Raw genomic sequence first — 25,858 nt, 5'->3', positions numbered from 1 at the left:
TCTGCTGAAAAGACTGGGGGTCCAATGAACCGTTCGCTTGCACTTGCCCTGGGCCTTGCCGCCCTTACCGTTCCGCTGGCAGCAGAGGCCGCGCCGCCGGCGGCTTCCGCCACCAGCCCCCTTGCGGGCACGGAAAAACTGGACGGCCTTTATCCGGTGCATGTCGACCGCAAAAGCGGGCGCATCCTGCTGTCGCTGCCGGCTGCGGCAGCCGATGGCGTGGTGACGCGGATGCTCTATGCGACCGCATTGCGCACCGGATTGGGCTCTGCGCCGATCGGGCTGGATCGTGCGCAGCCCGGCCCGGCGCAGATCCTGCTCGTCCGCCGCATGGGCAAGAAGGTTGCGTTCGAGCTGGAAAATCCCCGCTTTCGCGCCAGCAGCGGCACCCCGGCGGAACAGGCGGCTGCCGCCAATGCCTTTGCCACCTCGCTGCTGTGGATGGGCGAGGCGATCGACGCGCCCGACGGGCGCTTGCTGGTCGACATTGCGCCGTTTCTGGCGCGCGACACGCGCAACATCACCGCGCAGCTCAACTCCAGCGGCGAAAAGGGCTGGCGGCTGGTCGATGGCCTGAGCGCGGCAGACCCCAATGCCGTACGCGCGTTTCCGATGAACCTGGAGTTCGAGGCACGCCAGACCTATGCCAGCGACACGCCGGGGCCCGAAGTGCGCAACATCGCGCCCGACAGCCGCCAGGTGACTCTGGTCGTCCGTCACAGCCTGATCGCCTTGCCCGAAAGCGGTTATGTCCCACGCAGCTTCGATCCGCGCGGCGGAAGTTTCGCGACCCAGATCCTCGATTTCTCCGCGCCCCTGGGCGGACAGATCGTGCAGAATCTCGCCAACCGCTTCCGGCTCGAGCGGCTGGACCCGAATGCGCCGCGCTCGCGGGTGCGCAAGCCGATCGTTTTCTATATCGACAATGCCGCGCCCGAGCCGATCCGCACCGCGCTGCTCGAAGGCGCATCCTGGTGGAAGCAGGCGTTCGAGGCGGCGGGCTATATCGATGCCTATCGCGTCGAGATCCTGCCGGAGGACGCCGATCCGCTCGATATCCGCTATAATGTCGTCAACTGGGTGAACCGGGCGACGCGCGGCTGGTCCTATGGCTATGCCGTCACCGACCCGCGCACCGGCGAGATCCTGAAGGGCACGGTGCTGCTCGGCTCGCTGCGCGTGCGGCAGGACATATTGATCTATGAAGGGCTGGTCGGCGCGGACAAGACCGGCAAGGGCGGCCCCAATGATCCCGCCGAGGTGGCTCTGGCGCGCATCCGGCAGCTCTCGGCGCACGAGGTTGGCCATGCTCTGGGACTGCTGCACAATTTTGCCGGCAGCACGCAAGACCGCGCCTCGGTCATGGATTATCCCGCGCCGCGTATCGGGCTGAAGGACGGGGCTCCCGATCTCAGCGATGCCTATGGCGTGGGCATGGGCCGCTGGGATGTCCATGCGATAGACTGGCTTTATGGCGATCCGGTCAGCGGCAATCCCGATGCCGCCGCGCGCGCCAAGGCCGAAGCTGCCGAGCGCGAGGGGCTGCGTTTCGTGTCGGACGAGAATGCACGCAGCGTTTCGGCCAGCCAGCCCTGGGGCAGCCTGTGGGATGACGGTGCCGATCCGGTGGCAGAGCTTGACCGGATGATGCAGGTCCGCGCCGCTGCGGTTTCGCGCTTCGGCCCGGCGGCGCTCGCCCCGGACGAGCCGGTTGCGGCCCTCCGCCGCAAGTTCGTGCCGATCTGGCTGGTGCACCGCTATCAGGTCGAGGCGGCGGCCAAGCTGCTCGGAGGGCTCGGATCGGTCTATGCCGTGGGCAGCAGCGCCGCGCCCCAGGGTGCGCCTGTGCCGCCCGCCGATCAGCTGCGCGCGCTGGAATCGCTGCTGGCAACGCTGGCACCGGCGGCGCTCGATGTGCCGCCCGCTTTGGTGCCGCAGCTGTCCGCCGGGTTTTCAGGCGACAGCGACCGTCAGACCGAGATCGAGATCATGCCGATGGCGGGCGCGGCCGCGTTCGATCCGCTGGCCGCAGCGCAGGTGGCCGCGCAGCAGACGCTGAACGCGCTGCTCGCGCCCGAAAGGCTGGCGCGCATGGCCGATCAGCACCGCGCCGATCCCGCCAGCCCTGGCGCGCAGACTGTGACGCAGCGGCTGCTCGCGCTTGTCGATGCGCCGGTACGCGACACGCGGCTGGCGGCGGTGCGCCGGGCATTGGGAACGCGGATCATCCTGTCGCTCGCCAAGGCGGCGGCAGCGCCCGGATCGGGCGTCGAGGCATCGACCCGGATCGATCAGGCGCTGCACGACTGGGCGCAAGCGCAGGACAACCGGCGCTTTGCCGACCCTGCGGATCGCGCCTGGGCGCTCTCGACAGCGCGGCTGCTCAAGGATCGCGATGCGCTGAAAGCGATGCTGGCCAGCGACCAGGCCGAGGTACCGATCCCGCCCGGCATGCCGATCGGCAGCGGCGAGGATTAACCCCGGCGCTTCAGGCGCACCAGCGCCTCGTCGAGCGATTGCAGGAAGCGCGAGCGGTCTGCCTTGCCGAACGGCGGCGGGCCGCCGATGCTGTCGCCGCCTGCGCGCAGGTCGGCCATGATCGCGCGCTTGGCAATCGCGCTGCCGATCGAGCTGGAGGTGAACGGCTTGCCATTGGGCCCGATGACGGTTGCACCCTGTTTGAGGCAACGATCGGCCAGCAGGATATCGGCGGTGATGACCACCGATGCCGTGTCGGCGCGCTCGGCAATCCAGTCATCGGCGGCATCGAAGCCATCGCTGACCACCGTGCGTGCGATCAGCGGATGCGCCGGTACCCGGATCGGGCTGTTGCTGACGATGGTCACCGCCACCTGGTGCCGCAACGCGACGCGATAGACCTCGTCCTTGACCGGACAGGCATCGGCATCGACCCAGATCATCATGCAGCAAACCCCAGCCAGTGGCGAACCGCAGATGCGGTCGCGCGATTCAGGCGGGGCTTATGCACGATTGGCGCGCGGCTGTAAGCCCGCGCCTTGCCGATCCTGGCCTGACTTGCCGGAGGCTCACTGTCCGGATGGCGTGCCCTTGCCGGTCCCGGCCATCGCCTGGGCCAACGGGACATGGCGCCACAGCTTGCCGATTTCATCATCATGCCCGGTCAGGTCGTAACGCAGCAGCGACACCGGCAGGCGGCCGGTGTTCATCAGATAATCGTGGAAATCCCTGATCGAAAACGCATCGCCCAGCTGGCGCTTGCGATCGACCATCATCTTCTGCAGCTGCATCGCCCCGATCGTATAGGTCATGCCATAGCCGGGCGGGCGGCGGATATAGATGCCCGCATCCACCCGCGCGACATCGTCGTCGAGATAGGGCGTCCATTCCTTCCAGAAGGCCATGGCCTGCCCGACCGTCATCTCGTTGCGCTGCATCTTCACATCGCCGATCGTCCGCGCCGCGCGGAACAGGCCGAAAATGTAGATGAGCTCGCGGGTGCGCGGGCGGTCGTCGAACAGCCCCAGCTGCAGCGCGGCTTCCTCCAGATAGAAGCCCCATCCCTCGGTGCGCCCGCTGTCGCTGATATGGCGGCGGATGGGGTGCGTCACGCGCTGGCCGGTCATGCCGTCAAAGCGATGGCCCGGGAAAGTCGCATGCAGATGATCGGGTGAGGCGTCGCGGAACTGCACCTGTTCCCAGAACATCGGGCCCTTCGGGCGCACCACCCAGGGGGCGTTGAACCCGACCTCCTGATAGGTACCGGGGATGTAATCGGGAATCGTGATGATCTCCTCATCCTTCAGCCAGGCGCGAATCTTGGCATCGGTGCCGGCCAGCTGCGCCTCATATTCCTCGCCTGATCCGGGCAACTGCAGCTCGGGCAGGTTGCGGTTGCGGTGGCGTTCGGTGGTGTAATTGGCCCAGTGCCGCTCCAGCTCGCGCTCGGCCAGGGTGACGATATCGTCCGACGTATAGGGCATCAGCCGGACATGGTGCAGAAACCAGTCATAGGCGGGCTTGCCGACACCTGCCGCTGCGGTCATGCCGGGCCGCTCGGTCACCAGCCAGTCGCGAAAGCCCGCGATCGCCTGTTGCGCGGCATCGATATCGGGCAGCAATTCGGGCTGCTGGCTCTCGGCACGGGCGCGCAGATCGGCAAACCAGCCGATCAGCCCGGCGGGTTCGACTGCACGATAGGGCATGCCGTGCCCCACGCCGTCACCGTTCGACAGGCTGTGGATGGCAAGATCGGCATAATCGGCAGCGACCGAATCAAGATTGATCCGGGCCTGTTGCAGATAGGCGGGGATGGTCTTCAGCCGCGCCTGGAAAGCGCTGCGCTGCGCGCCATCGAGCGGAAGATCGGAATAGGCCAGCCGCTGCAGCTCATCGACATACATTCCGGGATCGCGCGCCCAGGGCTTGGTGATGTTGAGGGTGAAATCCTGCAGGTCCATCTGCGCGCGCACCGCCAGATAATCGACCTGCTGGTGCCGGTCCCAGCCAGCGACGCCAAAGCCCGGAAGCTTTGCCTGAAACGCAGCGAGCTCGGCGCGGCGGCGGGCGACCGTCGCGGGGCTGTAGTCGACGATGCCGTTGACCGGCTTGGGCGATTTCCATTCGTTGAACTGGGTGAACAGGGTGACGAGCTCTGCATAGGCGGCGCTGCCCTGGGGCGGACCGACCGAGCGTTCGATCGGCGCGGCAGGCGCCGCTTGGGCAAGGGCAGGCGCGCAGGGCGCCGCGATCAGCATGGCCAGTGTTGCAAGCGATACCATCCGCATGGGGCCGTCTCCTTCCAGCTTTGCCGGCGGCATGCCATCAACCCTCGGCACCCGGCAGACATCTCATTTAAAACGAAAAATGCGTGAATTTGAATATACTGTGCCGGTCTGGCGGTCTCGTCAAGCGTGGAATTGGTGCCCTGAAAGCAACGGTCGCATCGATCAGACGCAACGCTGGCCCGCGCGCGCCCGGGCCGCGCAAAACGCCGCCGCCAATCGCCATTTGTCGAAGAAAATGCCACTTTTAACAATATCTTGGAGATTTTACCGGGGCTGGATGCCATCGATCTGCCGGGCGCGAGCCACCAACCGAAAATTGTTCAAACCCGGGCTGAAACATATTTTTCTTTCCGGGCGATTGACGGCGCCGGCCCAATATGCTCAAAATCACGCAACTGTTCACGGGAATGACCGATGCAAAATCGGCGTCCGGGGCGATCGCAGGTGAGCGTTCAAATCAGGGAGTGCTAAAAATGGCTATGAAGCGGGTTGGAATTCATCGGGCAGCGTTAAAGTGCGGATCTGCGCTGTTGCTGACCACAGCAATGACGGGCGCTGCGTTCGCGCAGGACCAGGCCGAAGGCGAGGCGGGCGAATCGATCGTGGTCACCGGATCGCGCATCCCGCGTCCCGATGTCGAATCGAACAGCCCGGTCAACGTGATCGGCGAAGAGGAAATCAAGCTTTCCGTCACCGTCGAGAGCGAGCAGCTGCTCAACGCGCTGCCCCAGGCCGTGGCCGGTGCCGGTGCGCAGTCGAACTCGGGCAACCTTTCGGCGACCGTCAACCTGCGCGGTCTTGGCGCGGTGCGCACGCTGGTGCTGCAGAATGGCCGTCGTATCGTCGGCGCGTCGCAGGACGGCGTGGTCGACTTGAACCTGCTGCCGCCCTCGCTGGTGGCGCGGGTCGAAGTCGTGACCGGCGGCGCTTCTGCCGTGTACGGTTCGGACGCGATGGCCGGTGTCGTCAACTTCGTGATGAAGGACGATTTCGAAGGCTTCGAAGTCGGCGGCTTCTATGGCATCAGCGATGAAGGCGATGCCGCGCGCTACAATCTGGAATTCACCGCAGGCGGCAATTTCGCCGATGGTCGCGGCAATATCGTCTTCCACGGCAGCTATTTCGACCGTGCCCAGCTGGTTGGTGCGCGGCGCGATCATGCCACCGTCTTCCTGGCCGATGCCATCGTCAACGGCCAGCCGACCCTGGTCCCCGCCGGCAATGGCGTGACGCCGCAGGGCACGATCTTCGCGCCGCAGCTGGTCGGCCTGCGCGACCGCTCGGGAACCGCGATCGGCACCGCCGGCATATTCTTCGCGCCCGAAGGCTGGCGCGCCTATCGCGCCTCGGACGGTTTCAACGACCGCGTCTTCACCAACCTGCAGATGCCGATGAAGCGCTTGCAGGCGTCGGTGCTGGGGCATTACGACATCAACGATTCGGTCACCGCGTTCTGGGAAGGCTCGTACGTCCAGAACAAGATCAACTCGACCTTGGGTGCGGTACCGATGAGCAGCTCGGGCTTCATCCCCGGCTTCCAGCTCGATCTGCGCAACCCCTATCTGGATGCCAGCCTGCGCGAATTCCTGCGGGTGAACCTGGACCAGGACGGCAACAATCTGGTGCCGGTCAACATCAACCGCCGCCTGCTCGATGGCGGCAACCGGACCAGCGACCAGACCCGCGATTTCTATCGCATCGTGCTGGGGCTGAAGGGTGCGCTGACCGACCGGCTCAACTGGGAAATCTTCTACAACCAGGGTGAGAACAAGATTGTCGACAAGCAGGGCGGCGGCGTTCTGATCGACAATTTCGCCAACAGCTTCCTCACCAACCCGGCCAATCCGTTCGATTGCGCCGTGGCCGATCCCCGCTGCGTCACCATCAATCCGTTCGGCTTCGGATCGCTGACGCCCGAGATGCTGGCCTATATCTCGACTGACCTGACGAACATCACCAACCTCAAGCAGAAGCAGATCGGTGCGAGTGTCACCGGCACCCTGTTCTCGCTGCCGGCGGGCGATGTCGGCATCTCGGTGGGTGCGGAATATCGCAAGGAAAGCTCGCAGTTCGATCCCGACCAGCTTTATGTCCAGGGCAAGGCGCTGTCGCGTTCGGCAGGTCTCAGCCCCACCGGCGGCTCGTTCGACGTGGCCGAGCTGTACGGCGAAGTCTATGTGCCGATCCTCGCCGACACGCCGGGCTTCGAGCTGCTGGCGTTCGAAGGCGGTGCGCGCTTCTCTGACTATTCGACGGCCGGCAAGGTCTATTCGTACAAGATCGGCGGCGAATATTCGCCGTTCCGTGGCCTGAAGTTCCGCGGCCTCTACCAGCGTGCGGTGCGTGCACCGAACGTGGTCGAGCTGTTCTCCGGCGCGACCAACACCGCACCCCAGGCGCTCGATTTCTGTAACGCCGATGCGGGCCGCACCACGGCAGAGCGCGACTTCTGCGTCAACGCGCTGGGCGTTCCGGCCAGCGTCATCAACGTGTTCCAGCAGGAAAACCAGCAGATCCGCGCCGTCACTGGCGGCAACCCGAACCTGCAGGAAGAAACGTCGGACACCTGGTCGGTCGGCGCGGTGATCCGCCCCGATTTCATCCCCAACCTTCAGCTGACGATCGACTATTACAACATCAAGATCGACGATGCGATCGGGTCGTTCGGCGGCGGTCTGCAGTCGGTGATCAATGCGTGCAACGCCAATCTGTCGCTGACCAACATCTTCTGCCAGCCGCTGCGCAATCGCACGCCCGACGGCCAGCTGATCGATGTGCCGCTGCTCAACGCCAATATCGCCAAGCTGGAAACCTCGGGCGTCGATTTCCGTCTCGACTATCGCTACCAGCTGCGGGAAGGCAGCAGCCTCAATTACTTCATTGCGGGCAGCTATCTGATCGAGGCGATCACGCAGGGCAGCCCGGTGGCCGCTCCTGTCGACTGTGCCGGCTATATCGGCGGCGGCAGCTGCACGACGGCCAACCCGACCTGGCGGATCACGCAGCGCCTGACCTGGGATGTGGACAATTTCCAGATCTCGCTGCGTCACCGCTTCCTGCAATCGACCAAGGATGGTCGCATTGCCGGAGCGATCGCATCGGGCACGCCGCGTCCGCTGCTGGCGCGGCCCGAGACGGGCGACGTCCATTATTTCGATCTCAGCGCCAATCTCAACGTGACCGAGAAGTTCCGGTTCTTCGCCTCGATCGACAATCTGCTCGATCGCGACCCGCCCTTCTATCTGTTCGAGCGTGAGACGTTCGACGCGATCGGACGGCGTTTCACGGTGGGCTTCACCGCCAACTTTTGATTGCTAACGGAATGGCCGCAGCGGCATCGTGTCGCTGCGGCCACAAGGTCGCCCGCCTGGGCGGCAAATCCAGACTGGGGTTGGGTTGATGAAGCGGATGGGTGCGTTGCGGTCGGCCATGGCAGTGGCGGCCTTGCTGATGTCGTCTTCGGCGATGGCGCAGGATCGGCCCTGGCCGCATGCGCCGGTGCATGGCGGATCTGATGTCGCGGGCACCTCGCTGTCGATCGATGAACTCTATCAGCCCAAGAGCCTGATCGGGACCTCGCCCGAAGGCTATAGCTGGTCGCGCGATGGCGGCACCGTGCTGTTCCTGTGGAATGACGAAGGCTTTAGCTATCGCGATATCTGGTCCTATTCGGTCAAGACCGGCAAGAAGACGCAGCTGACCTTTCTGGGTCGAGACAGCAAGCCCGAGGCAGAGCAGAAGGGCATTGCCCAGGCGGTTGCGCTCGATGGCGGACGCGTCGCGTTCACGCTGGGCGGCGCGCTGCACATCCGCAGCGCCGATGGCACCATCGCCAAGGTGGAAAGCGACAAGCAGGCGATCCGCAGGCTGGCTGTCTCGCCCGATGGCCGCAGCCTGGCGTTCATCGCGGGCAATCCCGGCGACGCCCGCAACCGGGTGACCATGGGCGGCGTGCTGTGGACGCGCGATCTGGCGGCGACCGAGGACAAGGCCGCGCGCCGCGTCGTCGGCAGCGACGATCCGAAAATCTATATCGACGACTATCAATGGTCGGCCGACGGCAAGGCGATTGTCTTCCAGCAGTCGGACGACCGCGCCATGGCCGAGCGCGACATCTTCTATCACGCCAAGGGCGAGCTGCAGAACAACCGCGTCGTGCGCGCCTTTCCCGGCGAAGAAACGACCAGGGCAACCGTCGGCCTGGTCGATCTGGCATCGGGCACCACCCGGATGTTCGAACGGCCCGATGCGAAGCATCACATCTGGGGCTTCGGCCTGTCGAGCGATTGCAAGCGGGTGTTCGTCAGCGGATCGGACATGGAGGCCAAGGAGCACAGCATCTATGTGTTCGATGCGGCGACCGGTGCCCGTGAAACCTTTTATCAGCTGCGAGAGCCGAAGCATCTGCGGACCGACTGGCAGGTCGCCTGGGCTCCCGGTGACGACGGCCTGATCATCCTGACCGACCGCGATGGCTGGTTGCATCTCTACCACCAGCGCGCCGCCGGAGAAAAGCCGCGCCAGATCAGCAGCGGGTCATGGGAAATTGCCGAGTTCGATATCGACCATGCGCGCCGGCAGATCTATTTTACCGCCAACAAAAGCTATCTGTCGGACCGGCAGATCTATCGCGTTCCCCTGGCGGGCGGCGCGGTGCAGCAGGTCAGCGGCAAGGCTGCAGGCACGCACGAGCCGGTCTATTCGCCGGATTTCAGGCATATCGCCGACTGGTACAGCAACGACACCACCCCGCCCGAGATGTTCGTCATCGATGCGGCCAGCCCCGCCAAGGTCGCCAAGGTCACCCAATCGCCGCAGCCGGGCTTCTACAAGCAGACCTGGGCGAATATCGGCTATGCCGAGTTTCCCAGCCATGTCGATGGCGTGAACCTGGTCGCGCGGATCAGCCTGCCGGCCAATTATGATCCGGCCAGGAAATATCCGGTGATCGTCGGGTCGGTCTATTCGGATGCGGTGCGCAACCAATGGGGCGGCAGGCGTGCGCACCCGACCTGGGGGCTCGACCAGTATTTCGTCGCGCAGGGCTATATCGTCCTCAATGTCAACGTTCGCGGTTCCTGGGGGCAGGGGCGCGACCACAACCAGACCCAGCTGCACAGCTATGGCGAGACCGATATCAACGATCTGGAAAGCGGCGTCCGCTTCCTCATCGACAAGGGCTATGCCGACCCCAGGCGCATCGGCATCTGGGGGTCAAGCTATGGCGGCCTGATGACGATCATGTCGCTGTCGAAAAAGCCGGGCGTCTATGCTGCGGGCATCGCGGGCGCGCCCGCCACCAATGTGTGGCACGCCTACCCGGCGCAGATGTGGATCATGGGGCCGCCCGACGGACCGGACATGCCCGGACGCTACGAGGCGCAGTCGGCGCTCTATCAGGCCAAGGGCATCAAGGACCCGCTGATGATCATCCACGGCACGCGCGATCCGGTGGTGCTCTATTCTGACACCATTGCGCTGGCCGAGCAGATGATCGACCGCGAGCAGATGTTCGAGCTGGTGACGCTGCCCGGCGGCAACCATGCCTGGGCCAGCGACAACCTGCGCCAGGCTCGTTTCTCGTTCAAGAAGATGGCAGAGTTCTTTGACCGCAACGTCAAGAACAGGAAGTAGAATGTTGAGGAAAGTCCTTCTGGGGATCACCGGCGGCGTCCTGCTTGCATCGGCCCAGGGCGCCTTGGCCCAGGCAGAGGTGCAGCAGCTGGGTGCCGATTTCTGGGCGTGGCGCGCTACCACCCAGCCGGCAACGAGCGACGACATTCCGCGCATCGTGCGCCCGCAGGGCTGGACCCCCGATTGGTCGCCGGGGGCCGTTGCCGAGCAGCGCAAGACGCTGGCCCAGTTCGAGGCGCAATGGAAGGCGCTGGCCGCCAAGCCCGGCACCGTCAGCGAAAAGGTCGATTATCGGCTGGTCGGTTCGGCGCTGGCGCGGGTACACTGGGAGCTCGATCATGTCGCCGCCTGGCGACGCCAGCCGCATTTCTATGTCGCCCAGGCGCTGAACCCGGTGTTCGAGACATTGCTGCCGCCGCCGCCGGTCGAAGCGGCGCGGGTGGATCAGGTCATCCGGCTGCTCGACAATGCGCCAGCCGTGCTCGCCGCCGGCCAGGCCAATCTCGACGACATGCGCGGCCCGTTTGTCGATGCCGCGCTGGCCCAGATCGCGATCGTGCCCGACAGCCTGCGCGGCATGGCGCGCGGCCTTGCACCGCATGCCAGTGGCGCGCAGCGCAAGCTGCTGGACGCTGCAGTCGACAAGGCGATCAAGGCCTTCGCTGCCTATGCCAGCTATCTGCAAGTTCGCCGCGCTACGCTGCCCGATCAGACTGCGGTTGGGGCGGAAAGCTATCGCTATTTCCTCGGCAACGTCGCGCTCTACCCCTATACGCCCGAGCAACTGGCGCAGATGGGGCGGCAGGAATGGACGCGTTCGGTGCTGTTCGAAGAGCTTGAACGCAACCGCAATGCGGGGCTGGCCGAACTGCCGATCGGCGCATCGATCGATGCCGTGGTCGCGAAGCTGGCATCGGACGAACGCGATATCCGCGCCTTCCTGAAGGACAAGCAGCTGCTGACCGTGCCCGATTGGGCCGGCCATTACAACGCGCTGCCATTCCCGGCCTATCTTGCGCCGATCGGCTGGCTGGGGCGTACGTTCGACCTGACCGACCGCACCCGGGTGGGCCAGAATGCGACGGTCTATCTGCCCGATCCCTCGCCGAACCTTGGCTATTTCAACCTTTCGATCGCGCGCGATCCCAGGCCGATCATCGTGCATGAAGGCGTGCCCGGCCATTTCTTCCAGCTCACTCTGGGGTGGAAGCATCCCAATCCGCTGCGCCGCCATTATTACGACAGCGGTGCCAATGAGGGCACGGGCTTCTATGCCGAAGAGATGATGCTGCAGGCCGGGCTGTGGGACGATGCGCCCAAGTCGCGCGAGATCATCTACAATTTCGCGCGGCTGCGCGCGCTGCGGGTCGAGGTCGATGTGAAGCTCGCGACCGGCACGTTCACCATCGATCAGGCGGCCGATTATCTGCAGGCGATGGTCCCGATGGACCGCGAGACCGCGCACGAGGAGGCGGTGTTCTTCGCCGCGTCGCCCGGTCAGGCGATCAGCTATCAGATCGGCAAGATCCAGACGACCGAGTTTCTGGCCGAGGCGCGCGTGCGCGAAGGCAAGGCGTTCGATCTGAAGCGGTTTCACGACTTCCTGTGGCTGAACGGCAATGTGCCGATCGCGCTGCAGAAGGAAGAATATCTCGCCATGGTCGCAGGGAAATAGGGGGAGCGATATGCGCATCATCAGACTGGTAGAGCCGCAGTCGGGACTTTCTGCCCGGTGTCGTCTGCTCGACGACGCCGCGCCGATATCGGCCGCATTCCTGTGGGATCTGGCCGAGCGCAAGGCCGGGTTCGAGGCGATCCACGCGATCTGGACCGGGCCGGAAATCTCGGTGCCGATGCCCGCGAGCACGCTGCCCGAAGGCATGGCGCATCCGGCGATCCCGCCGGAAAACGCCACCTCCTATCCCGATGCGGGCGATATCGTGCTCGCCTATCTCGCGGCTGGCAGCACCAGGGGCCTGCCGCCGGGGGACTTCTACGATATCGGCCTGTTCTACGGTTCCGGCGGCCGCCTGCTGATGCCCTTTGGCTGGATCCAGGCGAATGTCTGCGCGCGCATCCTGGATGAAGACCTCGCCAAGGCGCAGGCCGATTGCCGGACCATTCGCCGCAACGGTGCCTGCACCCTGTCGCTCGAAATCGCCTGAGGATATCACCGCATGACCTATGCTGATCTGATGGCCCTGCTGGGCAACTGGCTGTTGCCCGGCTCGCTGATCGCGATCATGGCCTCGATGGGCCTGTCGCTGACCGCGGACGATTTCCGCCAGGTGTTCCGCAATCGCCGCGCGCTGATCTTCGGGGTGTGCTCGATGCTGATCGTGCCGCCCGCCATCGGCGTCACGCTGGCGTTGACGGTCACGCCGACGGCGGCGCTGGCGGTCGGCTTCGTGCTGCTGGCGACCACGCCGGGCGGCATGCTGTCCAACCTGTTCACCGATATGGCCAAGGGCGATCTGGCGCTGTCGATGTCGATGACGCTGATCCTCAGCATGATCTACATTTTCGTCGTGCCGTTTTACGCGCACTTCGCGTTGCTGCACTTCATGGGGCTGGAAGCGGACGTGAACGTCCCGCTCGCCTCGTTCTTCTGGGATATTTTCTCGATCACCGTGCTGCCAGCGGCGACCGGCTTTGCGGTGCGCGCCTGGCAGCCTGCCTTCGCGCTGTGGTTCAAGCGCTATCTCAAGAACATCGCGACCATCGTGCTCTTCAGCTCGTTTGCCGTGATCCTCTACGATCAGGTGCCGGTGCTGCGCGAAAATCTGGGCGCGCTGTTCTGGATCACCGTGGCGCTCAATGTGATCATGGTCGCGGTGGTGATGACCATCGTGCGCTTTGCAGGCTTCACCCATCGGGAGAATGTCGCGATCGGCATCGAGCATCTGATGCGCCAGGAAGGCACGGCCATTTTCATCGCCGTGTCGATCGTCGGCAATAACGAGATGTCGCTGCCGATGATCATGAACACCCCCGTCGCGCTGTGCGTCGTGCTGCTGTTTGTCGCGGTCGCGCGGCGCAGGGCACCGCTGCCGGACGCCCGGCACGCCGCCATCTGAACGCCAGAAATTTCACCGCCTGTCACCGGGCGAACAGGATAGTTGTCACCATGAAGTTGTTCCATCCGGCAGGTCTCAAGGGGAAGCATCGGCTTTGCCGGCCTGCCGCCATGCCCTGCGCTGTCGATCGTGCGGTCAAGCCGTGATGCAGTATCAGGCGATATCGAACCGCGACCGCCAGCAGCGCCTGACCGGGCCGGTCTGGACCGTCAATGCCGGCCCTGCGCCACGCGCTGAAGCCCTTGCCGGTGCGCGCGATGTGGATGTGCTGATCATCGGCGGCGGCATTGCCGGGACGACGACGGCGCTGCACCTGGCCGAACACCATGTCGATGTCGCGCTGGTCGAGGCGGGCCAGTTCGGCGATGGGGCCACCGGCCGCAGCGGCGGCATCGTCGCGCCCGACTATATCCGCCACACGCCGGACAGCATCCAGACCGTGCTCGGTCAGCAGGCTGGCGAACGGCTGACCGACATGATCGGGCGTTCCGGCCGGCATATATTCGACCTGATCCGCCGGCACGAGATCGACTGCGACATGCGGCAGGACGGCTTTTACACGCCTGCCCATACCGATGCGCTGGCCGCGCAGCAGCAGGCCACGGCGCAGCAATGGCAGGCGCGCGGCCACAAGGTCAGCTTTATCGATGGCTCGCAGACCCGTGCGCTGTTTGGCACCGATCGCTATTGCGGCGCGCTGCGCTTTGAAGAGGGCGGCGGGCTGAACCCCCTGGGCTTTGTGCGCGGCGTGGCGCACGCGGCCCAGCAACAGGGGGCCAGGCTTTTCGCCAACAGCCCGGTGACGCAGTTAGAGCGCCGGCAGGGGCACTGGGTCTGCCGGACACCGGGCGGGACCGTGCGGGCACAACGGCTGGTGCTGGCCGCCAATGGTGGCAATGCGGCGCTGCATCCGGCGATGCGGCGTACTTCGCTGCCGCTCAACGTCTTCCAGTTTGCCTCGATGCCGCTCGACCCTGCGCAGCGCCAGGTGATCCTGCCCCGGGGCGGCGCCTTTACCGACAAGATGCCCTATCTCTTCACCGCGCGGCTCGATGGCCTGGGCCATCTCATTTCCGCCTTCCCGATGTCGTTCGCGGTGAATGGCGACAAGGCCTGCTATCGCGAGGCGCAGCGCCGCCTGTCGCAATATTTCAGCACCATGCCCGATCCGCAGATCGACTATCTGTGGCATGGGCTTGCCTGGGTGAACACGTCGTTCCTGCCCGAAATCTATGAGCTGGGGGACAATGCCATCGCCATTCAGGCGTGCAATGGCCGGGGCATCGCGACCAACGCGGCCATCGGCTCCGAGGTCGCGGCGATGCTGGCGACGGGCGATCGCGATGCCCTGTCGGTGCGCCCCCGCGCGCCCAGCCCGGTCAGGTTCCATGCCGGTGCCGCGCTGTTGCCCAAGCTGCTGATGTCGCTGGCCTATCTGACCAACTGAAGCGATGCGCCCTCAACCCGCCTTGGGGGCCAGCGGCTCCAGATTGTCGTGAAGCCGGTCGAGCAGCGCGACGAGGCGGTCGAAATCGTCCGGGTCCAGCCCGTTGGTGAGATGGGCAAAGATCGGCGCAGTGGCCTGGCGCGCCTCGGCCAGCTGGCTTTCGCCCAGCGGGGCCAGCGCGACCAAGGTCACGCGGGCGTCATCCGGGCTCGGCGCGGTCGTCACCAGTCCGGCAGCGGCCATGCGCTGGATGATCCGCGTCATCGTCGACAGGTTGATGACGGCGGCTTCGGCAATTTCGCGCGATCCGCGCGGCGAGCTTTCGCCCAGGATCATCAGCACCCGCCAGCTCGGGATATCCAGCCCGATCGCGCGCAGCCGCTGGTCTATGATGCTGTTGTACCGGCTCACCAGACGGTTGAGCAGGTAGAACGGGTATCTCTTGACCCGAAAGGCGGGGTCGCCGGGATTTCCCGACCTGAAGGCATCCATGGCTGCGCTTTAGCCGAAAACGGCTGCGATTCAATCCGCCACCGACGCGCGGGCGAACCCCGCCAACCCAAGATGAGAGGCCGATGCCCATGACCCGTGCCAGCCGACCCATGATAGTCGTGCGAACGCTGATGCTGGCCGCTGCGGCATCGCTGCTGACGGCGGCAAGCCCGCCCTCCTTTCCCGATCTTGTCGGCCAGTATGAACGCTTTTCTGCCGAATATCCGATGGAGGCGGGGCGATCCGACCCGACCTGGTCGCGCACCGGCTGGCCGAGCGAGACTCCGGTCGCCATGGCTGCGCGCCGGGCCGAGCTGGCGCGGATGGCAGCCGCGCTCGATGCGCTGGATGAAGCCGGCCTGGCGGGCGAGGACAGGCTCGATCGCCAATATCTGCGCGTTCTGATCGGGTGGCGGATCGAAGGCATCGACCAGGACGAGCGGCGTTTCGCCTTTGTCGCGCATGAAGGCTTTTACAACACGCCCTATTCCGCAGCGCGCGGGCTGGATCTGCGATCCGAAGCCGATGCCCGTGCCTGGGTGGACCGCATGCGCGCGATTGCCGGCTATTTCAGCGAACAACGCGCGAATCTTGAGCGCGGCATGGCCACCGGCTGGACGCATCCGGCGTTGGTGGTCGATGTCGCGGTGGCGATCCTGGGCAAGCAGATCGCCGTGCCGGTGGCCGAGGACCCGATGCTCACCCCGCTCAAGGCCTATCCGGCGGCGCTGGCCGATGCCCAGCGGCTGGTGGCCGAGGATATCCGCCCGGCACAGCGCGCCATGCTCGCCTTTATCGACGGGCCCTATCGCGCCAAAGCGCGCAAGCCGCTGGGCATTGCAGCGGTGCCGGGCGGGCGGGCCTATTATGATTTCCTGCTGCGCTACTATACCACCACCGACCTGTCTGCCGAGCAGATCCACGCGCTGGGCCTGTCCGAGGTCAGGCGCATCCGCGGGGAGATGGACAAGGTCATTGCCTCGACCGGCTTTGAGGGCAGCTATGCCGAATGGCTCGCCTTCCTGCGCACCGATCCGCGCTTCTATGCCACCAGCCGCGAGGGGCTGATCGAGAAATATGCCGCCGCGTCCAAGCGGATCGACGGCCTGCTGCCGCGCTATTTCTCGGTACTGCCGCGCCAGCCGTTCACGATCGTCCCCGTTCCGCCGGAACTCGAAGAGGGCTATACCACTGCGCGCGGCGGCGGCGGTGGGGATTTCGCCAAGGGCTTTGCCGGGACATTCGTCGTCAACACCTCGCATCTCGACCAGCGCCCGCTGTACGAGGTGCCCGCGCTCAGCCTGCACGAGGCCGCGCCGGGGCATCATACCCATGGCGCGCTCACCAACGAGAACCCGGACCTACCGTCGTTCCGCCGCGCCCGCGACCTGCTGGCATTTCGTGAGGGCTGGGCGCTCTATGCCGAGCGGCTAGGGCATGAAATGGGCGTGTATCGTGATGCCTATGAGGCCTTTGGCAGCCTGTCGACCGAGATGTGGCGCGCGTGCCGCATGGTTGTCGATACCGGCATTCATGTGATGGGCTGGGACTATGCCCAGGCGCGCCAGTGCTTTGCGGAGAATACCGCGCTGGCCGATATCAACATCGATACCGAGCTCGCGCGCTATATCGGCGCGCCGGCGGGCGCTGTCGCCTACAAGGTGGGCGAACTGCGGATCATCGCGATGCGCCAGCGCGCCGAACAGGCGCTGGGCGACCGGTTCGATATCCGCGCGTTCCACGATCTGATCCTGGCGCAGGGTCAGCTCCCGATGACCTTGCTGGAGCAGAAGGTCGATGGCTGGATCGCCGCGCAGGCCCGCCCGCGCTGACCGTCAACCGGCGAGCGCGGCCTGCAGGGTATCGCCCTTGTCATCGGCCAGCGCTGCCTCGCGCAGCCGAGCAATACCTGCCGCCGTCAGCCCGCCAGTCTGATAGCGCTGCATGATCCGGTTGAAGCTGCCCAGCCCCCGCTCGAACGTGTCGCCATAGCCCTTGATCAGCCGCTGGCATTTGACCAGCTCGATCGCGACCTCCGGATCGGCACTGCGGACGAGATCCAGCCAGGCTTCGATCCGCGCCTGTTCGGTCTGGTAGCGCAGGGTGCCGCGCCGCCAGCGCCGCATGCCGGCAAGCATGTTGAGCATGACGAACCAGCGCAGGCTTGTTGTTTCGACATGGCGGCCCTTGCCGAACAGGCGGGCGAGCCGGCGCGACAGCCCGGGGCTGGCCAGGATCGCGCGACCGATGCCGGCGGGCAGGGTCTCGCAGATTTCTTCCAGCCTGGGGTGCATATATTCGGTCAGCTGGACGATCTGGTCGTCCCTGGCCTTGACCTCATCCCGGACACGCCGGAAGCGGCCCTCGCGAACCTTGAGGTCGGCAACGCGGATCGTATCCTCGTAGGACATCCACAGGGCAAGAAAGCGGGCTGCCTCCGCGATCAGATCCGCGTTGCCGGCCAGGCCTTCCAGCCTGGTGAGATAGAGGTCCGCATAGTCGGCATCCTGATAATCCATCAGCCGCCTTGCGCCCTCAATGGCGAAAAAATGCGCCGCCCGGGGCAGGTTTGCCTCGATGCGGGCCTGGAATGCCTGGCCCTGCGCGCTGGTGGCGACGGGCAGGGCGGGCACGGGCTGTGCGTCCAGCACCGCCTGCCTATCGCTCGAAGCTGCGGCAAAGCCTGCCGCAAATCCGCGCAGATTGGCATCGACCGCCTTGCCGCCGGCGACGATCGCCGCTTCAAAGGCGGTGCGCGCAAAGGGCAGCGCGCCGCTGGCGCACAATGCGCCGAACATGACCGAGCTGATCACGCTGCCCGCGGCCTCGGCTGCCCCGTCCATGTCAAAGCCGATGAAGCGGCGCGCGCGCTCGCGGGCTGCCGTCAGGATCCGCTCGCCGCTGGCGCGGCCATCGCCCATAGCCGATTTCTCGTCGATCGCATAGACGCGGTGGGTGGAGCCGATCAGCACCGTGCGGTCGGTCACGAACCCGCGCAGGATCGCGCGGCCCGCTTCCATCAGTTCGGAGGCGACGACGATATCGACATCGCCCGGAACCGGCATCAGCGCGAGCAGCGGGGGCGTCGCCCCGCCGGCCGGGATCATCTCGACATAATAGACAGTGGCCCCGGTGCGCTGCGCCACACCGGGTACCGATGTCCCTTGCGTGACATAGCCGTTATGCGCGCCGAGCTGGACGACCCAGTCCGCCAGCACGCCGCCGCCCTGGCCGCCCAGGCCCAGGATGGCGACAGAGATGCGACCCGATGCAGACATCAAAACGCCCTCGCGGCAATCTTGCGCGCCGAACGGCGCTGCATCAGGCCGATGCCCCATTGGCGCATCTTCTGCCGCCAGCGGTCGGTGCGGCTGGGGTTGGAAATGACGCGTGCCTTGTAGAAGGACGGGCACAGCACCGCCGCGTGGCTGACCTCGCCGCAGACGCCGCAGCCGACACAGCTGTTCTCGACATGCGCGACCGGGTCCTGGCGCAGGGGATCGGGATTGGGGCGGATGGTGAGCGACGGACATCCCGACAGGCGGATGCAGCTATGGTCGCCGGTGCAGGTGTCGGGGTCAACGCCGAAGCGTTCGCGCACCACGCGCTGCCCGGATTTCATCGCCTTGGCGATTTGCGGCTTGATCCGGCGCTGGCGGTTGAGCTGGCATTCCGACTGGGCGACCAGCACCTTGGGGCCCTTTTCGGGCGAGGTCAGCGCGTCGCGGATGGCATCGCGCATTCCGGCAACGTCATAGGTGCGCGTGCGCGTCTGCGCCCAGGTGATGCCGACGCCGCGCACCGCCTTTTCGATCGGGTTGTTGGTGCTGCGCTGCGGCGCGGTCGCCTTGGACGAGAGGATGTCCTGCCCGCCCGTTGCGGCGGAATAGCCATTGTCGACGATGATCGTGAGCGTGTCGTCCTTGTTGAACACCGCATTGCCGATGCCGGAGGTGAGGCCGTTATGCCAGAAGCCGCCATCGCCCATGATGGCGACCGCGCGCTTGCCTTCGGGCTTGAACGCCGATGCGCCTGCGGTGCCCAGGCCATAGCCCATGGTCGTGTTGCCGATATGGAAGGGCGGCAGGATCGAGAACAGATGGCAGCCGATATCGGCAGAGACGTGCAGCTCGCCAATGTCCTTCTGCACCAGCTTCATCGCGGAAAAGATCGGCCGCTCCGGGCAGCCGGTGCAGAACCCTGCCGGGCGCTGCGGTACGGCGCTGGCGGGCAGCGGGGCGGGTGCGGCTGGCTCCGGCGCTGGCGCGCGGCCGGGTGCATGCGCGTGCAGGAATTGCGCCACCCCCTGCTTGATCACGGCGGCGGTATATTCGCCTGATCGCGGCAGCATGGCCTTGCCGACGATCCGCGTGTTCAGATCGGCCCTGCGGACCAGGGTATTGAGCTCATGCTCGATGAATTCGGGCTGGCCTTCCTCGACGATCAGGACGGCGCTTTTGCCGGCGCAAAATGCCTGCACCTCGTCGGGGATCAGCGGATAGGTGACGTTGAGGACGTAGATCGGCAGCTGCGCATCGCCATAGGCATCCGACAGGCCGAGCAGCTCGAGCGCACGGTTGAGCGAGTTGAACAGCCCGCCCTGGACGATGATGCCGATATCATCCTCTTGCGTGCCGAAATGCTCGTTGAGCCGGTTGTCCTGCACGAACCTGATTCCCGCCGGCCAGCGCTTCTCGATCTTCTCGACCTCGTGCAGAAAGTTGGCGGGCGGCAGGACGATGCGGCTGGTGTCGCGCCGGGGCGATTGCGCCGCCTCCGCAACGGTCAGCGGCGGGCGTCGGTTGTCGCGGGCAACGAAGCTTCCGGTCATGTGGCAGGCGCGCACGCGCAGTTCCAGCATCACCGGCGTGTTCGACGCTTCGGACAAGGCAAAGCCCTGCTCGACCATATCGACCAGCACCGGCAGGCTGGGGCGCGGGTCGAGCAGCCACATCTGCGATTTCATCGCAAAGGCATGGGTGCGCTCCTGCATGATCGACGAGCCTTCGCCATAATCCTCGCCCACGATGATCAGCGCGCCGCCCGTGACCCCGCCCGAGGCCACGTTGGACAGCGCATCGGAGGCGACATTGGTCCCCACCACCGATTTCCACGCGACCGCGCCGCGCAGCGGATAATTGACCGAGGCCGCGAGCATCGCGGCTGCGGTCGCTTCGCTGGCCGAGCTTTCGAAATGAACGCCGAGCCCCGCCATCAGTTCGCTTGCATCGGCGAACACATCCATCAGATGGCTGATCGGCGAGCCCTGATAGCCGCCGACATAGGCCACCCCCGATTGCAGCAGCGCCTTGGTCACGGCGAGAATGCCTTCGCCTTCGAAGACCTCGCCATCGCCCGCCTTCAGTCTTTCGACCTCAGCCTTGAAGGACCGTTCGGCCATGTCCGCTCACTCTGCAACGAGCGCAAGGACGCGCAGCGGGCTGCCCGAACCGCCCTTGATCTTGAGCGGCGCCGAAAGGATGACGCTGCCGGTAGCCGGCAGCAGGTCCAGATTTTCCAGGCATTGCAGGCCATAGCGCCCGGCGGCGTGGAACAGGGTGTGCGCGGGATAGGCCGGCTCCAGCAGATGCGCCTGTCCGGCATCGGTGCCGATCGTCTCGACGCCAAGCCCGTGCGCGTCACGCTCATCGATCAGGAACCGGACCGCCTCGGTCGAGGGACCAGGGGTGTGTGCGCCATCTTCGCGCCGGTTGGTATAGGCATCGACATCGCGCTTCGACCAATCGGTGCGCAGCATGATCCAGCTGCGCGGCGGGATGCGGCCATGCTGCGCCTCCCAGGCCTCGATATCGGCGACGGTCAGCAGATAGTCTGGGTTTTCGGCGGCCTGGCGCGAGATGTCGATGACCACTGCCGGGGCGATGAAATCGGCCGGAGGCACGGTATCGACGGCGTTGTTGGCCAGGTCCTTGCCGGTGATCCAGTGCACCGGCGCATCGAAATGCGTGCCGGTATGCTCGCTGACGGTGAAATTGTTCCAGTACCAGGCGACGCCGCGCTCATCATAGCGCGAGATTTCCTCCTGGCTGAAGGCGGCGCACTGGCCGAATTCGGGGGGCAGAACCAGTGTCGGCGTATCGGGCGACAGGGTCTGGGTCAGATCGACGGTGCGGATCGCGCCCGATGCCACGGCGCCGGCAAGCTGCTGAAGAATCTGGTTGGTCATGCTCATCCCCTTTTCCCGGCAAATGTGACGCGATAAACTTGCATATGCAAGTAATTTCGCACGCACCGATCAGGCGACGGGCACGACATCAAAGGCGATGGTGGTGCGATGGCTGCTGTCGGCAAAGGGCATGGTGCCGTGATAGAAATAGGAGGGGAACAGCACCAGAAGCCCGGGCTGCGGGCGGATAGTGTGGAACATCTGCTCGCGCGCGCCCAGCTGTAGGCCGGTTTCGCCAAAGGTCAGCCAGCCGCTTTCGCCGTCGTCCACAGCGGGGGGCACGGCGACATAATAGACGGCGCTGATCCAGCCTTCGGGATGGATATGGTTGCTGTGATGGCCCCCGCTGCCGAGCCGGACCGACCACGAGCCGGAAAAGGCGAAGCCGACCGATTTGCGCGCCAGGAACGGGTGCGCCGGATCATCGGGCAACGCTGCGATATAGGTCCGCACGGCCCGATGGATCATGTCGCGCACCGCCGCGACTTCGGGCAGGTTGCGAGCGAACAGGTCGTCCGTGGTCTGGGTGCCGCCGCGCAAGGTCTGTTCCAGCGGATGCTGCAGCCCGTTGTGCAACTGGCCCAGCGCCGCATCGAGCGCGCGGTTGAAGGCTGCGGCGTCGCCGGTTTCAGGCTCCAGCATTGCGGTGCCGATCAGCGCCGGGTCGATCAGCCACCGCGCCCTAGGATCGCCGGTCAACCGCCAGCACAGCCCCTGCAGCGCCAGCGCCTGCTGGTCGGCCGGGTCCTGCCGCAGCAGCGTTGCTATCCGCTCTTCTGCCGCGACCAGCTGGTCAGCGATGATCAGGCAGCGCGCCGATTCGCGCAAGCTGGGCGCATGGTGCGGGTCGATCGCCAGCGCCGCATCGAACGACGCAAAGGCCTGATCGGGCTGGCGGGACGACCAGCAGGCCTGGCCCAGCCGCAAGCGCAGCTCGGCTCCGCCCAGGCCTTTGGCTGCAGGGCCCTGCAGCAGCGCCGCGGCATCCTCAGGCTTTCCCGACAGGGTCAGCCGGTTGGCGAGGCCGATCAGCAGTCCGGGATCGTCGGGAGCCTGGGCCAGGGCCTCGCGATAGCTTGCGACATGGCCTTCGCTGTCGCCGCTCTGCCACAACAGCCGGCTGAGCGATTCGTGCCTCGCGGCATCGCTGGGGGTCAGCGCAATTGCGCGGCGATAGGCCCGGGCGGCATCGTCCACGCGCCCCAGGTCCTGCAGGCAATGGCCGAGATTATAGTGGATCCGCGCATCGTCCGGCGTCTGATCGACGCACTGGACCAGCAGCGGCAATGCGTCCTCTGCCTGACCCGCCAGCCGCAGGGCGACCGCCAGATTGTGCAGCCAGGGGCCATGGTCCGGCCTCAGGCGCAGCGCGGTACGATAGGCCTTGATTGCGCCCGCCTGCTCGCCTGTCGCAGCCAGTGCCTGGCCGAGCAGCGCCCAGCCTTTCGCAAGGCCCGGCTGATCGGCAACCACGGGGGTCATGAGCGCGACGGCCTCGCGCGGCCGGTCGCAGGCGATCAGCGCCACCGCCAGATTCAGCTTGGCATCGGCATAATCGGGCTTGAGCATCAGCGCCTGGCGATACGCGTTGACCGCGCCTTCATGCTCTTCCAGCGCAGTCAGGCAATTGCCCAGATTGTTGAGCACATGCGGCTGTGCTGGCGCGATGGCGAGCGAGCGGCGAAACAGCTCGGCCGCCGCATGCTGATCGCCGCGCTGGCGGGCGACCATCCCCAGCAGCTGCAACGCATCGGGCTGGCGCGGGGACGAGACCAGTATCCGCCGCAGCAGCTTTTCCGCCTCATCCAGCCGGCCCGAGCGCGCCAGATCCATCGCCTGGGCCAACAGGTTCGACGATATCGACTGTGATCGTGCTGTTGGCACCTCGGCTCCCGCCGCTGCAGCTGCTATGGCCAGGTTGCGGCCCTTTAAGCGAGACAAGCAGCTTCATCTGCTACGGTCAACGGGTTTGTGCGCAACATCATATGCAATTGCACGCGATGGTGCGCCGTGCTCCGCGCCCGCGATTCAGGGCCCGGAACGGCCGGATTATTCGATCGGCAGCTTGCCCAGATTGTCGCTGATCTTCTTCAGCGTCCGCAGCAGGTGCGCGATATCGCGGTTGCTGATGCCGACCATCGCGCGGGAAAACTGGCGCCCCACGATCGGGGTCAGCTTGCGCAGCGTCTGCTGTCCGGCCGGGGTGAGAGTGACTTCGGTAATCCGGTTGTCTTCGGGATTGGGTTCGGTCGAAACCAGGCCCTGTTCGACCATGCGATCGATGATGCGGCTGATCGTCGAGCGCTTGGTCAGCGCCGCTTCGGCGATCGCGCCTATGCTGGCCGGCTGGGTTTCGCGCAACACGGTCATGACGCGGTAGATGGGCTTGGACACGCCATGCTTGTGCAGCACCTTGTCCATGTCTTCGTGATATTTGAAGTCGGCATGCGCCATCAGATAGAATGGCGAGTTTTCCAGGCGGAATGTTGGACTGCTCGGGTCATAGTCGCCGCGATTTTCCACGTGCTCCCCTTCCTGCTGTGTCGATGCTGATTTCGACTTCGTGTTCATGTGTTTCTCAAAAGCCCCGATTGATCAAGCGGTTCCGTGGGGGGAGACCGGACGTGGCGCGGGAATTAGCCGAATACATGTGTATTTGCACTGACTTATCACGCACAGGAGAAGGAAAGTGCAGGGTCGGCCCCATCGGCCGGCAGGCGCCATCTTGGCGCAGAGGCATGGGCACAGCGCCTGTACTTGCGATCCGGCGATGCGGATGGCCGGTCTGGCTGCCGGGTGCGCCTTGCCCAGCCAGATACCGCGCGCAATAAATTTGACAATAATCGCGTGAAGATGAATATATTTTGGAAGTCTCCGCTGTAGGGCGGACATATTCGATCGGATGGCAGGAAAGGGTAAGGCATATGCGCAAGCGGCATCGGTGGTTGCAGATGGGAGCCGCCGCTTTGTGCGCGCTCGCGCTAACGTCGCCGGCCCCAGCGCAGGAGGCGCGGCAGCGCTGGGAGCAGCTTTGCCAGATCCGCAAGGACAAGCTCGACCTGATCCTGCCCGAAGCGATGCGCGAGAATGACATCGACATGTGGATCGTGGCGTCGCGCGAAGGCCATGACGACCCCAATGCCATGCTGCTGGGCGGCGGATATGTCGGCGATATCGGCTATTATGTGTTCACCGACCCCGGCAAGGGCCGAATCGAACGCGCTGCTTTCGGCATTGGCGGCGCGGCATTTGACCAGTGCCCGCTCTACGATGGCCGCATGTCACCGGCCGAGCTCAAGGCGTTTGTCCAGCAGCGCAACCCCCGCCGCATCGGCATCAACGTCGCCTCAGAGATCGGCACTGCTGACGGCCTGAGCCATGCCCTGCACGAACGGCTGCGCGAAACGCTGGGGCCTGATCTGTCGTCGCGGCTGGTATCGGCGGAAAAGCTCGTTTCCGACTTCCGTTCACGCCACACTGCAACCGAGGTCGCGGCCTTTGCGCGCGCGGGCGAATATTCGCGGACCATTGCCGAGCGCGCGCTGTCGAGCGAGGTGATCACGCCGGGCAAGACCACCACCGGCGAAGTGGCCTGGTGGATGATGGAGCAGTTGCACCAGAACGGGCTGGGCAACAGCTTCGGCATTCCCAGCATCTATATCCTGGGGCCGGGTCCGCGCGGACCGGTATCGGGCGATCATGTCATCCAGCCCGGCGATCTGATCACGATGGACTGGGGGGTCAATTTTCTCACCGCCTATACCGACATGAAGCGCATGGCTTATGTGCTCAAGCCCGGCGAGAATGCGCCGCCGCCTGGCGTGCAGCGCGCGTTCGACAAGGCGGTGGAGATCCGGCAGATGATCCTAGATGTCATCCGCCCCGGTGTCACCGCCGGCGCGGCGTTGGCCGCGGTCAACCAGCGGGTGGCGCAGACGCCGGGTCTGGCGCTGGGCCGCTATGACGATCCCGTGGCCGATCCCAGGGTGTCCGATGTCGTCATCGGCAGCCATTCGGTTGGCGATCTGGGGCACGGATCGGGGCCGTCGATGGCGGAGTTCAATCCGCTGCGCATGACCTACACGCTCAGGACCAGCAACTTCCTGTCGATCGAGCTCTTCCTCTACACCCCGGTGCCCGAATGGGGCGGGCGCAAGATCAAGATCCCGCTGGAGGACAATGGCATGGTCACCGAACGCGGGCTGGAATGGGTCTATCCCGCCAACAGCCGCATCCTGCTGGTCAAATAGGCCCG

Annotated in this window: 18 protein-coding genes; 10 read left to right on the top strand and 8 right to left on the bottom strand. The window is 65.3% G+C overall.

Annotated elements, in window-relative coordinates; genetic code table 11:
- Positions 1-24: 24 nt before the first annotated feature.
- Positions 25-2,478, top strand: coding sequence for a zinc-dependent metalloprotease (locus OU999_12380; protein ID WAC22544.1), 2,454 nt, complete (start codon positions 25-27; stop codon positions 2,476-2,478).
- Here OU999_12380 and OU999_12375 read toward each other — a convergent pair.
- Both OU999_12375 and OU999_12370 read right to left on the bottom strand, forming a co-directional pair.
- Positions 2,475-2,924 (bottom strand): YaiI/YqxD family protein, encoded by a 450-nt coding sequence (locus OU999_12375; GenBank protein WAC22543.1) that lies wholly within the window; start codon positions 2,922-2,924, stop codon positions 2,475-2,477. The genes OU999_12380 and OU999_12375 overlap by 4 nt on opposite strands.
- Positions 2,925-3,047: 123 nt before the next feature.
- Positions 3,048-4,766: a DUF885 family protein gene (locus OU999_12370; GenBank protein ID WAC22542.1), complete on the bottom strand. Its 1,719-nt coding sequence runs from the start codon at positions 4,764-4,766 to the stop codon at positions 3,048-3,050.
- On the opposite strand from OU999_12370, the gene OU999_12365 reads away from it, so the two are divergent.
- The 7 genes from OU999_12365 (at position 4,735) to OU999_12335 (ending at position 14,924) form a co-directional block, all read left to right on the top strand.
- Complete coding sequence (locus OU999_12365) at positions 4,735-5,214, top strand: hypothetical protein (protein ID WAC22541.1); 480 nt, start codon at positions 4,735-4,737, stop codon at positions 5,212-5,214. The genes OU999_12370 and OU999_12365 overlap by 32 nt on opposite strands.
- An 82-nt stretch (positions 5,215-5,296) precedes the next feature.
- Positions 5,297-8,077: a TonB-dependent receptor gene (locus tag OU999_12360; protein WAC22540.1), complete on the top strand. Its 2,781-nt coding sequence runs from the start codon at positions 5,297-5,299 to the stop codon at positions 8,075-8,077.
- Positions 8,078-8,165: 88 nt separating this feature from the next.
- Entirely contained in the window at positions 8,166-10,400 is a 2,235-nt protein-coding gene (locus OU999_12355; GenBank protein WAC22539.1) for a prolyl oligopeptidase family serine peptidase, read from the top strand.
- A gap of 1 nt (position 10,401) precedes the next feature.
- A complete protein-coding gene (locus OU999_12350; GenBank protein WAC22538.1) occupies positions 10,402-12,075 on the top strand; it encodes a DUF885 family protein in 1,674 nt (557 codons plus the stop codon).
- Positions 12,076-12,085: 10 nt separating this feature from the next.
- Positions 12,086-12,565, top strand: coding sequence for a DUF3830 family protein (locus tag OU999_12345; GenBank protein ID WAC22537.1), 480 nt, complete (start codon positions 12,086-12,088; stop codon positions 12,563-12,565).
- Between the two features lie 12 nt (positions 12,566-12,577).
- Positions 12,578-13,477, top strand: coding sequence for a bile acid:sodium symporter (locus OU999_12340; GenBank protein WAC22536.1), 900 nt, complete (start codon positions 12,578-12,580; stop codon positions 13,475-13,477).
- 145 nt (positions 13,478-13,622) lie between these two features.
- Positions 13,623-14,924 carry an FAD-binding oxidoreductase gene (locus tag OU999_12335; GenBank protein ID WAC25423.1) on the top strand — a complete coding sequence of 434 codons (1,302 nt, stop codon included), beginning with the start codon at positions 13,623-13,625 and terminating at the stop codon, positions 14,922-14,924.
- Positions 14,925-14,936: 12 nt separating this feature from the next.
- On the opposite strand, the gene OU999_12330 is transcribed toward OU999_12335, so the two are convergent.
- Positions 14,937-15,416 carry a MarR family winged helix-turn-helix transcriptional regulator gene (locus OU999_12330; protein ID WAC22535.1) on the bottom strand — a complete coding sequence of 160 codons (480 nt, stop codon included), beginning with the start codon at positions 15,414-15,416 and terminating at the stop codon, positions 14,937-14,939.
- 83 nt (positions 15,417-15,499) lie between these two features.
- Between OU999_12330 and OU999_12325 the strand changes: the two genes are divergently transcribed.
- Positions 15,500-17,248 (top strand): DUF885 family protein, encoded by a 1,749-nt coding sequence (locus OU999_12325; protein ID WAC22534.1) that lies wholly within the window; start codon positions 15,500-15,502, stop codon positions 17,246-17,248.
- Between the two features lie 3 nt (positions 17,249-17,251).
- Here OU999_12325 and OU999_12320 read toward each other — a convergent pair whose 3' ends face one another.
- From OU999_12320 to OU999_12300, 5 genes are all read right to left on the bottom strand, one after another.
- On the bottom strand, positions 17,252-18,694 hold the full coding sequence (locus OU999_12320; GenBank protein WAC22533.1) for an indolepyruvate oxidoreductase subunit beta family protein: 1,443 nt from the start codon (positions 18,692-18,694) through the stop codon (positions 17,252-17,254).
- Positions 18,694-20,817 carry an indolepyruvate ferredoxin oxidoreductase subunit alpha gene (locus OU999_12315; GenBank protein WAC22532.1) on the bottom strand — a complete coding sequence of 708 codons (2,124 nt, stop codon included), beginning with the start codon at positions 20,815-20,817 and terminating at the stop codon, positions 18,694-18,696. Before OU999_12315 ends, OU999_12320 begins: the two co-directional genes overlap by 1 nt.
- Positions 20,818-20,823: 6 nt before the next feature.
- Positions 20,824-21,603, bottom strand: a complete 780-nt coding sequence (locus OU999_12310) for a cyclase family protein (protein WAC22531.1) — start codon at positions 21,601-21,603, stop codon at positions 20,824-20,826.
- A 69-nt stretch (positions 21,604-21,672) separates the two neighbouring features.
- Positions 21,673-23,448, bottom strand: a complete 1,776-nt coding sequence (locus tag OU999_12305; protein ID WAC22530.1) for a tetratricopeptide repeat protein — start codon at positions 23,446-23,448, stop codon at positions 21,673-21,675.
- 204 nt (positions 23,449-23,652) lie between these two features.
- Positions 23,653-24,126, bottom strand: a complete 474-nt coding sequence (locus OU999_12300) for a MarR family transcriptional regulator (GenBank protein WAC22529.1) — start codon at positions 24,124-24,126, stop codon at positions 23,653-23,655.
- A gap of 401 nt (positions 24,127-24,527) precedes the next feature.
- On the opposite strand from OU999_12300, the gene OU999_12295 reads away from it, so the two are divergent.
- Positions 24,528-25,853 carry a M24 family metallopeptidase gene (locus OU999_12295; GenBank protein WAC22528.1) on the top strand — a complete coding sequence of 442 codons (1,326 nt, stop codon included), beginning with the start codon at positions 24,528-24,530 and terminating at the stop codon, positions 25,851-25,853.
- The last annotated feature ends 5 nt before the right edge of the window (positions 25,854-25,858 follow it).

The organism is Blastomonas sp. SL216 (assembly GCA_026625625.1).
In the GTDB taxonomy this organism is placed as follows: domain Bacteria; phylum Pseudomonadota; class Alphaproteobacteria; order Sphingomonadales; family Sphingomonadaceae; genus Blastomonas.
The sequence above is the reverse complement of the archived record's forward strand: the minus strand, read 5'-3'. Positions and strand labels throughout refer to the sequence as shown.